We start from the raw sequence: 12,769 nt of genomic DNA, 5'->3' as shown, positions 1-12,769 counted from the left end.
AAGTTTTCATCCAAAAGTTGACAAGGTTGAGTTCCGAAAATGGCTAGTATTGCGTGTGCAAACCGTTAGACTTTCTCCATGACTTAGCGCCAAGAGAGCAATGTGAATAATGACCACAGGTGAAAAAGGACAGGGCGTGTCATCGCCTATGGCGATGCTCGGCCCATTGAGTGTGCACGAATGCCAGCAAGCGAGGTTAAGCCGAGATGCCCGCTTTGACGGCCAGTTCTACATTGGCGTCAAAACAACGGGTATTTTCTGCCGTCCGATATGCCCAGCCAACTTACCGAAAGAGGAAAACGTCACCTACTTTCTTGATCGCGCCCAAGCATTGCAGGCGGGCTTTCGGCCATGCCTACGCTGTCGACCGGACAGTGCGCCGAGTTCGTGGGCATGGAAAGGGGTGGAAACGACATTTCAACGTGCCATCACTCTGATTGAGCAAGGAGAGGTAGACAGTAAGGGATTGCCTCATTTGTCCGAGCGTCTGGGGATCAGCGATCGCTATTTGCGCAAGCTGTTCGAAAAATACTTAGGGATGTCACCGAAACAATACCTGCAATCGACTCAGCTGCTGTTTGCCAAACAACTGCTCCACTCGAGCTCGATGCCGATTGGGGCGATTGCGTTTGCCAGTGGATTTCAAAGCGTGCGGCGCTTCAACGATGCGTTTAAACAGGTGCTGAAACTAACGCCGAGCCAAGTGCGTCGGCAAGGCAGTGATGCCCAATCGCACTCTGTGATTGATCTTGCGTACAAAGGCCCACTGGATTGGTCGCAAATGCTGGATTTTTATCGTTTGCGCGCAATAGAGGGATTAGAGCAGGTCAGTGACCGCCATTATTCGCGCGTTGTCACTGTCGGTCATCATCACGCTCATATTTGCATTTATCCCCATAAACCGGGCGTGATGAGGGTAGAGTTTGAGCTTGAGGACACACGCTTGCTTCGACCTTTAGTGACTCAGCTAAGACGCATGTTTGATTTGGACACCGACATCACCGCGGTGGAAGCACATTTGACGGCGATAGAGTCGTCATTGGTTAAGTATTCTGGGCTGCGAATTCCCGGTGTCTGGGATTGTTGGGAGGCCGGCGTGAGGGCGATTTTGGGTCAGCAAGTGTCCATCAAAGCGGCGATCGGACAGCTCAATTTGTTGGCCTCGACCCTGCAACCAGGCGGCGTCACTCACTTTCCGACGCCGGGCGAGGTGGCGAGTGCCGATTTGGCATTTTTGAAAATGCCGCAAAGTCGCAAGGAGACGCTCTCGCGGTTTGCCCAGTTTATGCTAGAACAACCTCAGGCAGAGCCCGATGAGTGGCTGACCTTGAAAGGCATCGGCCCTTGGACAGTCAACTACGCCAAACTGCGCGGCGCCTCGCAAGCGAACTGCTTTCTTGATACGGATCTGGTGGTGAAAAAAGCGTTGGCGCGCTTTCCTTCTCTCACCTCGACACACGTCGCCCCTTGGGGGAGCTACGCCACTTTTCATTGTTGGAGCCATGCATGACCACGCACAACGAGCAAACTCAATACGTCTACACCACCATGACCAGTCCTCTCGGTGAGATGGTTTTACAAGCCACTCGTGAGGGGCTGACTGGAGCGTGGTTTGAAACACAGACCACTCAGCCAGAAAATTTAGGCCAGCGCAGCGATTCTGATCCTATACTGACTAAAGCAATCAAACAGTTAGAGCAGTACTTTGCCAATCAGCGTGACAGTTTTGACCTGCCTCTCGCCGCGCAGGGCACGCCATTTCAACGTCAAGTTTGGCAAGCGCTAACGACGATACCTTTTGGTGAAACGTGGAGCTATCAGCAACTCGCCGATGCCATAGGCAACCCTAAAGCGGTACGCGCGGTGGGGGCGGCGAACGGGAAAAATCCTATTTCGATCATTGTGCCTTGTCATCGCGTAATAGGTAAAAGCGGTAAATTAACGGGTTATGCAGGGGGCGTGGAGCGTAAGGCGTCCCTCTTGAAATTGGAAAGTACGAGGTAAAGTTATGGTTGGTCGACAATGCAATTGGGGGATGAGGGTACTGCTGGCGTCACTGGTTCTTGTAGGCTGTTCAGAAGATGACGCTGAACGTTACCTCAACAAGCAAACCTATGAGTTTGTCGGTGACTACGAAAACCAGTACAACGACGACGTGCTGCGCTTTAATAATGCGATGGTGACCTTTATTAAAGCGGGGCAACCGAACTTAGAAAAGAGTTTTAATGTCGAGGGCAATCAGTTGTTCATCCAAATGCGCAACAACTCAAAAGAGCAGCGAGAAGACATCGTGATGCGTATCCACGGCAAAAATGAAGTGCTGACGTGCAGCGTGTGTGCGAAATATCAGTTGGCGAGCATCTGGCAAAAGCGCGGTGCGCAGCCTTTGCCAGTGAAGCCTTAATTTTGTCTGTTACGCGCGCTAGAGCGTTTAGAACGTTAAAACGTTAGAACAAGCCCCCATTGAGCGCCATGTGGCAGACGATACTCGCGATATAACCAAGCGCAATAACGGGCATCCATTTGAGGTGACCAAAGAAGGTGTACTTACCGTGCGCCGCCCCCATCAAGGCTACCCCGGCCGCAGACCCTATTGAGAGTAAGCTACCACCGACACCGGCGGTCAGTGTGACCAGTAGCCAGTTACCCATCGACATACTCGGCTCCATGGTGAGTACCGCGAACATCACAGGAATGTTATCGACGATGGCTGAGAGAATCCCCACCATGACGTTGGCCCACATGGGATCCCACTGGGTGTACATCACCTCAGAAATCACGCCTAAGTAGCCGAGCAAACTTAGCCCTCCCACACACATCACGACGCCGTAGAAGAACAGTAAGGTGTCCCACTCCGCGTGAGAGACGCGGCGAAACACATCAAACGGGACGACAGACCCGAGGCGCTTGAGTGCGTAATCATCACGGTTCGCAATCGCGCGCGCGGCTTTTTTGTGTAACGAGGTCTTGAGGGTTTTTCGAAGGAAAAAGCCAAAAAACTGCAAATAGGCGAGCCCCATCATCATGCCCATCACCGGTGGGAAGTGCAGCACCGCATGAAAGGCCACTGCCGTCGCGATCGTCAGAATAAACAGCCCGACAATACGGCGCGCGCCGCGTTTGAGCTCAATGTGCTCATGTACCACGTTTGGCTTACTATTGGGCACAAACAGCGACATGATGAATGCCGGAATAATGTAGTTGATCAGTGAAGGGACAAACAGCGGCATAAACTCAGCAAAGGAGACATGCCCCGCCTGCCACACCATCAGGGTGGTAATGTCACCAAATGGGCTAAAAGCGCCGCCTGCGTTGGCGGCAATAACGATATTAATACAGGCTAAATTGATGAATTTAGGGTTATTGCCCGCCACTTTCAGTACAACGGCGCACATTAGCAGTGCGGTGGTTAAGTTATCGGCAATCGGTGAGATAAAGAAGGCGAGTATCCCGGTCAGCCAAAACAGCGCGCGGAAATTAAAGCCTTTGCCCACCATCCATGCTTGCAGCGCATCAAACAGTCGACGTTCTTCCATCGCGCTGATGTAGGTCATGGCGACCAATAAGAACAGTAACAGCTCAGCGTATTCGAGCAGGTTATGTTCCAGCGCGGCTTTGGCGACCTCTATCTGATCGTGCTGAGAATAGACGTAGCCAATCATGGCCCAAATGATACCCGCAGCCAACAAGACCGGTTTGGACTTTCTCAGCTGCAAGTACTCTTCGAGCATCACCAAGGTATAGGCCATCGCAAAGATCAGCAGCGCGGCGTAACCTATGGTCGATTGGGTAAGAGGCAGTGTGTCATGGGCGGTGGAAGCAAGGGTCGGAAAAGGGAGCAACAAAAGGGCAAATAGGGCTGACCAATGCAATTTCATACTTTCACTCCTTGAAAGAGTTGTTATAGAAAGATAGCGAGAATGTTGAGTCCCTATTTTAAAGAGTTATCAGATGGGGATGTGTGAGATAGATTGGATATGCCTGAATTTGAATGAGTTATTGTCGACGTTTGACTAAATGGGTAGATGAGAAAGCAAAAGCCTCAAACCGAGGTTTGAGGCTTTTGGCGTACTTTCATTGCCCAAGGTCCGCGAGATGAGCGGTTAGGCTTCAACCTGCTTGAGATGAACCTCTTCCTCTTTTACGCCCGCTTGAGGGTCGTTAAAGCGTGTCTCATCCAGTGCGTCTTCCGATTTCGCGACGATGACCGTCACTGCGCTATCACCGGTAATGTTGACGGCGGTACGGATCATATCCAGCAAGCGGTCGACACCCATGATAAGGGCGATACCTTCCAGCGGCAGACCGACTTGGTTAAGGACCATCGCCAGCATCACGAGACCAACACCTGGTACGCCTGCTGTGCCGATAGACGCCAGTGTTGCGGTCATGATTACCATCAAGTAGTCACCCATGGTGAGGTCGATGTTAAAGGCTTGTGCGATAAAGGCTGTCGCGACACCTTGCATGATGGCCGTACCATCCATGTTCACTGTCGCGCCTAGCGGCACCGTGAATGAGGAGACGCGGTTTTCCACGCCCATGCGGTTTTTCACCGTTTCCATCGTGACCGGAATGGTGGCATTTGACGATGCGGTCGAAAACGCAAACATGACCGCGTCTTCCATCTTCTTCAAGAAGGTGATTGGACTCAGACCGGTGAAGCCTTTCAGCATCACGCTGTAAGTGACTAAACCGTGCAAAATCAAGGTGCCAGCAAGGACAAGGAAGTACTCCGCCAAATTGATGATGGCGCTAAGGCCCAGACCAGTAAACAGTTTCGCCATCAAGAAGAACACGCCAAACGGCGCCAAGTTCATCAAAATCGCCACCAGTTTCATGATCACTTCATTGAGATCAGAGAAGAACGCCGCAATGCGCTCACCTGGCTTGCCCGCCGCGCTGATGGCAACGCCAAATAACACCGCAAACACGATCACTTGCAGAGTTTTACCTTCTGCCATTGCGCTGATTGGGTTGGTCGGGAACATGTTAATGATCACCTGGCCCAGTGATGGTGCTTCGGCGGACTGGAATGAGCTTGCTGCCGTAAGATCAGCGCCTGCACCTGGTTGGAACAGGTTACCCATGGTCAGCGCAAGCGTGATGGCAACCGCCGTGGTGACAATGTAAAACCCTAAGGTTTTGCCGCCCATGCGGCCCAGTGTAGAAAGATCTTTCAGTGAGCTTGTGCCACACACCAGTGAAACAAAAACGAGAGGAACAACAAGCATTTTTAAGCTGGCAACAAATATTTGGCCACCAACTTCAAACAGTCCATTGACGATGTATGTGTCGACAAATCCGTTGTCGGCAAAGAGGGTGCGAATTGCAAATCCTGTCAAGATACCTGCAACCATACCGAAAATCACTCGGCCGGTTAGCGACATGGGTTTCTTGGTATTCATAGTGAACACTCCTTATAGTTATGCGCCTAAAATTCACTTTAAGGCGGGCAGGGAGGTTAGCAGGCAGGATGAAAAATCAGAAAGCGAAAAAGCGCTGACGATAAGGAGATGTGACCTGGGTCACTGCTATTTGTCAGTATTTAACGCCAGGTTAACGTCTTAATGTAAATTAATTGACGTATTTTTATTGTTTTTAACAGTTAAAATCCCGACCATTAATACTTGGCTTCTTCTCACCGCATGGGAATAGAGACGATGTGTCCACTTGATTGATTTAGAAAATGCATAGATAAGCATATTTTATTCACTTTATTGCCTATGTCGGCGTAATCGCCGTGAACAGCGACCTTAGGTGCATTTTTGTCGAGCCTCGCAAGAAAAATCTTGTTACTCTCACCCCTATAGAATGACATCATCAGGCTTTTTTCATGATCAACACCGCTTTATTAGGGATGTTTATTCCCACTTTCTTTTTTGTCTCTATTACGCCCGGCATGTGCATGACATTGGCGCTGACGCTGGGGATGAGTATTGGTTATCGTCGTACCTTGTGGATGATGGTGGGCGAGTTGATCGGCGTGGGCTTGGTGGCAGTGGCGGCGGTGCTCGGTATCGCCGCGGTGATGCTCAATTACCCATGGCTATTTACCGCGCTCAAGGTGCTCGGGGGCGGTTATTTGTTCTATTTAGGGATTCAGATGTGGCGTTCGAGAGGCAAGCTCGCTTTAAATCTTGATGAGACGGTCGAATCAGCCCCTCACAGTGACTGGGATTTGGTGGTACAAGGTTTTGTGACCGCGATTGCCAACCCGAAAGGCTGGGCGTTTATGATTTCTCTGCTGCCTCCTTTTATCGATCAATCGGTGGCGCTGACACCGCAATTGGTGGTGCTGGTATCGATCATTCTGCTGTTTGAGTTTGTTTGCATGACGCTCTACGCCACAGGTGGTAAAGGCTTGAAACGCATGCTAGGTCAATCGCATAATGTCCGATTGATGAACCGAATAGCGGGCACCTTGATGATGGGTGTCGGTGTTTGGTTATGGGTGAGCTAGGACAAAGGAGCCATATGTTGGGATCAATCGGTCAGTGGTGGACGTCGACCAAATCCGAATTGCGTGAGGTGCTGGAGTTCCAGTCCCGTGTCTGGGTGGTGAATGTGTTCTCAGGGCGCAACAAAGGTGAGGCGTTTATCGTCAATGAAGACAGCTTTAACGAGCCAATGCAATGGATGAAACGCAAAGGTTACCCTAGCGAGCAGTTAGCGAGAGTGAGTGAGATGAAGCGCTCTCAGGTGCTTGAGATAGAACTCTCGAACGTTAAACATCGCGTGATGCGAGTAAAGTAAACCAATCAGGCCAGCGTAACGCTGGCCTGATTGGTTTTTGGTTGGTCATTATGGCTCGCCAAGAGAGTGGAGCCTCTTGGTTATCGAGAGGGCGTTAGATTTTTGCCCATTGAGTTCGGCGGTCTAGCGCGCCGCTAAAGCGAGTCAGCAGGAGTGCCAGAGCGACAACAATAGCGCCGACCCAAGGTGTGTTCATCAGCCCAGTTTGTTCAACGACTAAACCCCCACCCCAAGAGCCCAGAGCGATACCGACGTTAAAGGCCGCGATGTTGAGTCCGGAGGCGACGTCTACGGCATCAGGCGTATAACGCTCGGCTAAGTTCACCACGTACACTTGTAGCCCCGGGACGTTACCAAACGCAAACGCACCCCAGATAAGAATCGTCACCACCGCGGCAATCGGTTCGTAAGCGGCAAAGTTGAACACCAAAAGTACGGCGCCAAGGCCAGTGAAAATGATCGTCAACGCTTTGATGGGTCCCATGGTATCGGCCATCTTTCCACCCCAAATGTTGCCAAACGCGACAGACACGCCATACACCAACATGATGAGGCCGACAGAGCTGGCTTCAAAGCCGGACACTTCCTGCAAAATGGGCGCAAGGTAGGTGAACGCGGTAAAGGTGCCGCCATAACCCAGTGCTGTGATCGCATAGACCAGCAGTAAGCGAGGCTGAGTCAGTACGCTCAGTTGTGCGGAGAGTTTGGTCGCCGGAGGCTGTTTCAGATTACTGGGTACTAAGAGCGCACTTCCTACCCAAGCGATGAGACCCAAGATGGCGACGATCAAGAAGGTCGCTTGCCAGCCAAACGTCTGACCGATGTAGGTGCCAAGAGGCACTCCCGTCACTAAGGCGACCGTGAGGCCAGTAAACATGATCGCGATGGCGCTGGCGGCTTTCTCTTTGGACACCAAACCTGTCGCGATGGTCGAGCCAATCGAGAAAAACACGCCGTGAGCAAGACCCGTTAGGATCCGAGCTGCCACCAGGGTGTTGTAACCTGGCGCTTGCCAAGCCAGCAGGTTACCCGCGACAAACAGGGCCATGACGGTCAATAGTACCGTCTTACGGGGCCAGTTTCCCGTCAGCGCGGTCAGCACCGGGGCGCCGACGGCAACGCCAAGGGCGTATAAGCTGACCAGCAGACCGGCTGAGGGCAGCGAGACCGATAAGTCAGCGGCCATGGTTGGGATCAACCCAACGATGACAAACTCAGTGGTGCCGATGGCAAACGCACTGAGGGTTAGAGCAAAAAGAGCAATAGGCATACTTTCATTCTCAATGATGTGTTCAGTGGCGGCCATTATCGAGCTGAATTCTTTTGTGAAAAACAGCGTCTTTTGCAAATGACTTTTGTCAAAATTATGGGTAATTAACGGTGAACTGACCGGTGAGGCTTTTTCGTCGGCGATGTTATTCTCTATAATCGAGCCATAAGCCTACGGGTTTAGCGTCACCTCTGCCAAGACAACTACAGGACACTGACATGACCACTCGACTACTACTCAACGGAAAAAAAGCGGCGCAACAAGATATTCGCGATGCGGTGATGGCCCTGCGCAAAGAAGGCCACACGCTCGAAGTACGGCCAACATGGGAAGCAGGAGATATTGAGCGCCTCGTGTGCGAAGCTGCCGAGCAGCAGGTCACCCGGGTGATTGCAGGCGGCGGTGATGGGACGGTGAATGAAGTGGTTGACGCGATTCTCAAACATCAACTGGCGTTGGAGGTGGCGGTGTTACCACTTGGCACGGCCAATGATTTTGCCACGGCCTGTCATATTCCTACCGACTCCCCGTATCAAGCCCTCAAGCTGGCGCTTAGTGGAGAGGGTTACCGGGTGGATGCCGCCAAAGCTAACGAGCGGCACTTCATTAATATTGCGACTGCGGGTTTTGGCGCGCAGGTGACGGCCAATACGCCGGTGGCGCTGAAAAACTTCTTGGGCGGCGGCGCGTACACGCTGTCGGGGTTGTTGCAGGCGATCAATTTTCAGCCTTTTGAAGGCACAATTCGTTTTGATGACAATACGCGCGAAGCCGGTGTCGTGGTGGGGGCGGTGTGCAACGGTCGCCTAGCCGGTGGCGGCCAAGAGCTGGCACCCAATGCCTATATTGATGATGGGTTGCTCGAAGCAGTATCGATTGAAGCCTTTAGCGCGGCCGACATCCCTGTCGTGCTCAGTGAGCTTCAGCAGCAAGGCGATGGCGAGACGCAATTTATTCATCGTAAACAGGTCAAGCGCATTGAATGGCTCTCCAGCCAAGTTATGCCGATCAACCTCGATGGTGAGCCACTCTCTTGCCCCGAAGTGGTGATGGAAGTGTTACCGCAAGCCCTCGCCCTTGTCCTACCAAAGAACACGCCGGTATTAAGCCGTCATCAAAAAGCGTAATAACGCCTAGGCCAAATGGGCGGGGATGTATGCGAATGTAAACGTTTCCATCTTTCTGCCTCTGCTCACAGAATCACAGCGTGGTTGCGTTATGATATTCGGCTCAATTCGTACAAAGGATGTCATGATGGAGCCAACGCAACGCATAGAATTAGTCGGGTCGCGCACGCAACTGCTGGTGGAGATCGGTGAGGTCGCCGAAGTCTTGCACTGGGGTAAACGTCTGCTAAGTCCAGAGCATGGGTTGCCTAACGCCTCTTTGGCGCTGCAACGCCCGGTGCCGTTTGGCCGTCTTGATAAGGATGTGCCGGTCTCTTTGCATCCCGAACTGGGGCGCGGATCGTTTGGCTCGCCTGGCCTTGAAGGACACCGTCATGGTCTAGCGTGGGCGCCGGTTTTCTCTCTTACCCACTGCGAACATGACTTACATTCACTGACACTCATCTACCAAGACGCACAGGCTGAGCTGCGTTTAACCATTGACGTGCATCTTGGTGAGGATGACGTGCTCAAAACTCGTCAAACGGTCACTAATTTAGCGCAGGGCCCCTATTGGGTGACGCGCTTTGCTCATACCTTACCACTCGATAGGCGCGCTGAAGAACTGCTCACCTTTCATGGTCGCTGGGTTAATGAATTTCAAACCGAGCGCCTTACGCTCCATCACGGTGGTTACCAACAAGAGAATCGACGCGGGCGCACCTCGCATGAGCACTACCCGGCGCTAATCGCGGGCACACCAGGCTTTGGTGAGCTTTCGGGTGACGTATGGGGCTTTCATCTGGCATGGAGTGGCAATCACCGCCTGCGAGTGGACGTCAAAGCGGATGGGCGGCGCGTAATGCAGGCCGAAGCGCTCTATTTACCGGGCGAAATCGCACTGGCTGAAGGAGAGTCGATATCCACCCCTTGGCTCTATGCTACCTACAGTGAGCAAGGGCTGAGCCGCATGAGTCAGCAGTTCCATCGCCATGTGAGAGAGCAGATTGTCGCCCGTTCAGTCACACAACAGCCTCGGCCTATCCATCTCAATACGTGGGAGGGGATCTATTTCGATCATGCTCCCCAATACATCAAACAGATGGCGACTGAAGCGGCACGTATGGGCGTTGAGCGTTTCATCATTGACGATGGTTGGTTCAAAGGGCGCAACAACGACAAAGCCGCATTAGGCGATTGGGTGTTGGATGAGCGTAAATACCCCGAAGGGCTGACGGACATCGTCAACCACGTCAACGAACTAGGCATGGAGTTTGGTCTTTGGTTTGAACCTGAAATGATCAACAAAGACTCGGATCTCTATCGTCGCCACCCCGAGTGGTTACTGGCGGTGGAGGGCTATCATCAGCCCACCGGCCGTCATCAATATGTGATTGATTTACAAAACCCTGAGGCGTTTGATTACCTATTTGAGCGTTTGGATCATTTTCTCTCCAACTATGCGATTGCCTACATCAAATGGGACATGAACCGAGAAGTGGTCCAACCGGCTCATCACGACCGTGCCGCTGGGCACAAGCAGGTCGAGCGCTACTACCAACTGGTCGATAAAGTGCGCGCTGCCCATCCGCAGGTAGAGATCGAATCATGCGCTGCAGGCGGAGGGCGGATTGATTTTGAAGTGCTCAAGCGCACCCATAGATTTTGGACGTCTGACAACAACGACGCGCTCGAGCGGCAAACCATTCAACGCGGCATGAGCTTGTTGTTCCCGCCAGAAGTGATGGGCAGCCATATTGGTTCTGGCCACTGTCACAGTACCCGCCGCAGGCACAGTATCGAATTTCGCGGCCTCACCGCGCTGTTTGGTCACATGGGGATAGAGCTTGATCCCGTTTCTGAATCTGAGCAAGAGAAAGCGGGATTTGCCCGTTATGTGGCGCTGCATAAGCAGCTTCGTCCGCTGCTTCACCATGGCGTTAACTGGCGTTTACCCACCGAAGATAGTGCGCACCAAGCCTACTGCGTTGTTGCAGACGATCAATCGCAAGCGGTGGCCGTAGTGGCGCAACTGGCTATGCCTACTTATGCACTGAGCGGCCAATTAAGATTTGCAGGGCTGTACGACAGTGCTCAATACCATGTCAGCTTGCTTGATAAGCCCCTCAACTTTGACACCATGGTGTGCCGTCAGCCCCCTTGGACAGCACAAGGTTGTACCCTGTCTGGCGCATGGCTACATCAAGTGGGCTTAGCCATGCCGATATTGGATCCTGAAAGTGCGATTTTGATTGCGCTCACGCGGGTGGACTAGCGTTCTACGTGTCAAGTTCGTGGTGGGTTTACAGTGTAAAGCCAGCGCGGACTTCGCTATACTCTGGGCATTCGTAGTCACCACTTTAGGTCTGACATGCTGACACGCTCCGATGATTTACAAATATTGCTCAGTGTCGTCGATAGCGGCGGTTTTTCAGCGGCGGCTGACGCGCTCAACATCCAAGTGGCGCGTGTCTCTCGTGCGGTGAGCAAGATCGAGCAGCAACTTGGTGTGTCCATCCTTAATCGCACGACGCGCCGTGTTGAGCTTACGGTAGAAGGCAAACTGTTCGTCGATTCGGTTCGCCAAGGGTTACAGCTGATTGGTCAAGCCGAAGCGGATTTAATGTCTCGTGGTGAGTTGCCCAAAGGGCCACTACGCGTTGATGCGGCCAGCCCGTTTGTGTTTCACCAACTTGTGCCGTTGATTCAATCGTTTAAAGTCGCGTATCCCGATATCGAACTCGAACTGACGTCCAATGAAGGTTACGTCGACTTACTTGAAAAACGCACGGACGTTGCGATTCGTATCGGCCACCTTAAAGACTCCACTTTACACGCCAGTCCGCTCGGTAAAAGTCGACTCTATATTGTCGCTTCGCCAGATTATCTCGCGCGTTATGGCACACCCACTCGCGTCTCACACTTATCCTCTCACCAGATCATTGGTTTTACGGCGCCGAAAGTGCTCAACCATTGGCCACTGAAAGGACTAGAGCCCATCGCGCCGACGCTTCGTAGTGCGAACGGAGAGACGGTGCGTCAATTGGCACTCGCGGGGAATGGCATTGCGTGTCTCTCCGGTTTTATGGTCAATCAAGATTTGGCGAATGGCGCCTTGGTGTCTTTGTTGGAGGAATGGCGAGTGGAAAATACCGCGCGCGAGCAGGTCAACGCGGTATATTACAAATCTTCCCACGTCGCCAAGCGCATTTCGGCGTTCATTGAATTTATCAAACCCCGTTTGACACTTTAGGCGGCAGCGCCATTGATGTCAGCGAAGGGCACTTAAGCAAGGCAAGGAGAACCGTATGATCAAAACTACTACCTCAGTGGTCGAGGGCAAACCTGTTGACGCCTATCTTGGCGTTGTGGTCGGAGAGGCAATATTAGGTGCCAACATCTTCAAAGATATGTTTGGTGCTATTCGAGACGTCGTAGGCGGTCGCTCTGGTGCTTACGAGCGAGAAATGGGCCGCGCTCGAGAAATCGCTTTTGCCGAGATGGAGCAACACGCGCAGTCTCTGGGCGCCGATGGTATTGTCGGTATCGACATCGATTACGAAGTGATTGGCAGCGGCGGCAGTATGATGATGGTCAGTGTTAGCGGTACCGCCGTTAAATTTCGCCAATAAATCGC

General features: G+C 52.4%; 12 protein-coding genes. 9 read left to right on the top strand and 3 right to left on the bottom strand.

Features of this window, described 5'->3' with window-relative positions; translation table 11 throughout:
- Window positions 1–109 precede the first annotated feature (109 nt).
- From AC6R0S_RS03695 to AC6R0S_RS03685, 3 genes are read left to right on the top strand one after another with little or no spacing between them, the layout of a single operon-like run.
- A complete protein-coding gene (locus AC6R0S_RS03695; protein WP_500637233.1) occupies window positions 110–1,510 on the top strand; it encodes an AlkA N-terminal domain-containing protein in 1,401 nt (466 codons plus the stop codon).
- Window positions 1,507–2,004 carry a methylated-DNA--[protein]-cysteine S-methyltransferase gene (locus AC6R0S_RS03690; RefSeq protein ID WP_334553149.1) on the top strand — a complete coding sequence of 166 codons (498 nt, stop codon included), beginning with the start codon at window positions 1,507–1,509 and terminating at the stop codon, window positions 2,002–2,004. The genes AC6R0S_RS03695 and AC6R0S_RS03690 overlap by 4 nt, the downstream gene beginning before the upstream one ends.
- A 4-nt stretch (window positions 2,005–2,008) precedes the next feature.
- The gene (locus AC6R0S_RS03685) at window positions 2,009–2,404 is read left to right on the top strand and encodes a hypothetical protein (protein ID WP_500630932.1); all 396 of its coding nucleotides are present in this window, start codon (window positions 2,009–2,011) and stop codon (window positions 2,402–2,404) included.
- A 43-nt stretch (window positions 2,405–2,447) separates the two neighbouring features.
- Here AC6R0S_RS03685 and nhaD read toward each other — a convergent pair whose 3' ends face one another.
- Window positions 2,448–3,878, bottom strand: a complete 1,431-nt coding sequence (nhaD, locus tag AC6R0S_RS03680) for a sodium:proton antiporter NhaD (RefSeq protein ID WP_500625430.1) — start codon at window positions 3,876–3,878, stop codon at window positions 2,448–2,450.
- 225 nt (window positions 3,879–4,103) lie between these two features.
- Window positions 4,104–5,408, bottom strand: coding sequence for a dicarboxylate/amino acid:cation symporter (locus AC6R0S_RS03675; protein ID WP_500634178.1), 1,305 nt, complete (start codon window positions 5,406–5,408; stop codon window positions 4,104–4,106).
- 431 nt (window positions 5,409–5,839) lie between these two features.
- Here AC6R0S_RS03675 and AC6R0S_RS03670 point away from each other — a divergent pair, with 431 nt between their 5' ends.
- Both AC6R0S_RS03670 and AC6R0S_RS03665 read left to right on the top strand, forming a co-directional pair.
- A complete protein-coding gene (locus AC6R0S_RS03670; protein ID WP_500625560.1) occupies window positions 5,840–6,463 on the top strand; it encodes a LysE family translocator in 624 nt (207 codons plus the stop codon).
- Window positions 6,464–6,477: 14 nt separating this feature from the next.
- On the top strand, window positions 6,478–6,756 hold the full coding sequence (locus AC6R0S_RS03665) for a hypothetical protein (protein ID WP_334553157.1): 279 nt from the start codon (window positions 6,478–6,480) through the stop codon (window positions 6,754–6,756).
- Window positions 6,757–6,850: 94 nt separating this feature from the next.
- On the opposite strand, the gene AC6R0S_RS03660 is transcribed toward AC6R0S_RS03665, so the two are convergent.
- Window positions 6,851–8,026, bottom strand: coding sequence for an MFS transporter (locus AC6R0S_RS03660; protein WP_500625561.1), 1,176 nt, complete (start codon window positions 8,024–8,026; stop codon window positions 6,851–6,853).
- A gap of 218 nt (window positions 8,027–8,244) precedes the next feature.
- Between AC6R0S_RS03660 and yegS the strand changes: the two genes are divergently transcribed.
- The 4 genes from yegS (at window position 8,245) to AC6R0S_RS03640 (ending at window position 12,764) form a co-directional block, all read left to right on the top strand.
- The gene (gene yegS, locus AC6R0S_RS03655) at window positions 8,245–9,153 is read left to right on the top strand and encodes a lipid kinase YegS (RefSeq protein ID WP_500637232.1); all 909 of its coding nucleotides are present in this window, start codon (window positions 8,245–8,247) and stop codon (window positions 9,151–9,153) included.
- 124 nt (window positions 9,154–9,277) lie between these two features.
- A complete protein-coding gene (locus tag AC6R0S_RS03650; protein WP_500637231.1) occupies window positions 9,278–11,407 on the top strand; it encodes an alpha-galactosidase in 2,130 nt (709 codons plus the stop codon).
- A 96-nt stretch (window positions 11,408–11,503) separates the two neighbouring features.
- A complete protein-coding gene (locus AC6R0S_RS03645) occupies window positions 11,504–12,385 on the top strand; it encodes a LysR family transcriptional regulator (protein ID WP_500630927.1) in 882 nt (293 codons plus the stop codon).
- A gap of 55 nt (window positions 12,386–12,440) precedes the next feature.
- On the top strand, window positions 12,441–12,764 hold the full coding sequence (locus tag AC6R0S_RS03640; RefSeq protein WP_334553164.1) for a heavy metal-binding domain-containing protein: 324 nt from the start codon (window positions 12,441–12,443) through the stop codon (window positions 12,762–12,764).
- Window positions 12,765–12,769: the final 5 nt, after the last annotated feature.

The sequence above is a fragment of the Vibrio sp. R15-SG3-ISO1B genome (genome assembly GCF_059833835.1).
The sequence above is the reverse complement of the archived record's forward strand: the minus strand, read 5'-3'. Positions and strand labels throughout refer to the sequence as shown.

Excerpts from the sequence above, each read along its gene's own strand:
- AC6R0S_RS03650 (WP_500637231.1), top strand. The coding sequence starts at position 9,278 with ATGATGGAGCCAACGCAACGCATAGAATTAGTCGGGTCGCGCACGCAA.
- yegS (WP_500637232.1), top strand. The coding sequence starts at position 8,245 with ATGACCACTCGACTACTACTCAACGGAAAAAAAGCGGCGCAACAAGAT.
- AC6R0S_RS03660 (WP_500625561.1), bottom strand. The coding sequence starts at position 8,026 with ATGCCTATTGCTCTTTTTGCTCTAACCCTCAGTGCGTTTGCCATCGGC.
- AC6R0S_RS03690 (WP_334553149.1), top strand. The coding sequence starts at position 1,507 with ATGACCACGCACAACGAGCAAACTCAATACGTCTACACCACCATGACC.
- AC6R0S_RS03645 (WP_500630927.1), top strand. The coding sequence starts at position 11,504 with ATGCTGACACGCTCCGATGATTTACAAATATTGCTCAGTGTCGTCGAT.
- AC6R0S_RS03640 (WP_334553164.1), top strand. The coding sequence starts at position 12,441 with ATGATCAAAACTACTACCTCAGTGGTCGAGGGCAAACCTGTTGACGCC.
- AC6R0S_RS03665 (WP_334553157.1), top strand. The coding sequence starts at position 6,478 with ATGTTGGGATCAATCGGTCAGTGGTGGACGTCGACCAAATCCGAATTG.
- nhaD (WP_500625430.1), bottom strand. The coding sequence starts at position 3,878 with ATGAAATTGCATTGGTCAGCCCTATTTGCCCTTTTGTTGCTCCCTTTT.
- AC6R0S_RS03675 (WP_500634178.1), bottom strand. The coding sequence starts at position 5,408 with ATGAATACCAAGAAACCCATGTCGCTAACCGGCCGAGTGATTTTCGGT.
- AC6R0S_RS03695 (WP_500637233.1), top strand. The coding sequence starts at position 110 with ATGACCACAGGTGAAAAAGGACAGGGCGTGTCATCGCCTATGGCGATG.
- AC6R0S_RS03685 (WP_500630932.1), top strand. The coding sequence starts at position 2,009 with ATGGTTGGTCGACAATGCAATTGGGGGATGAGGGTACTGCTGGCGTCA.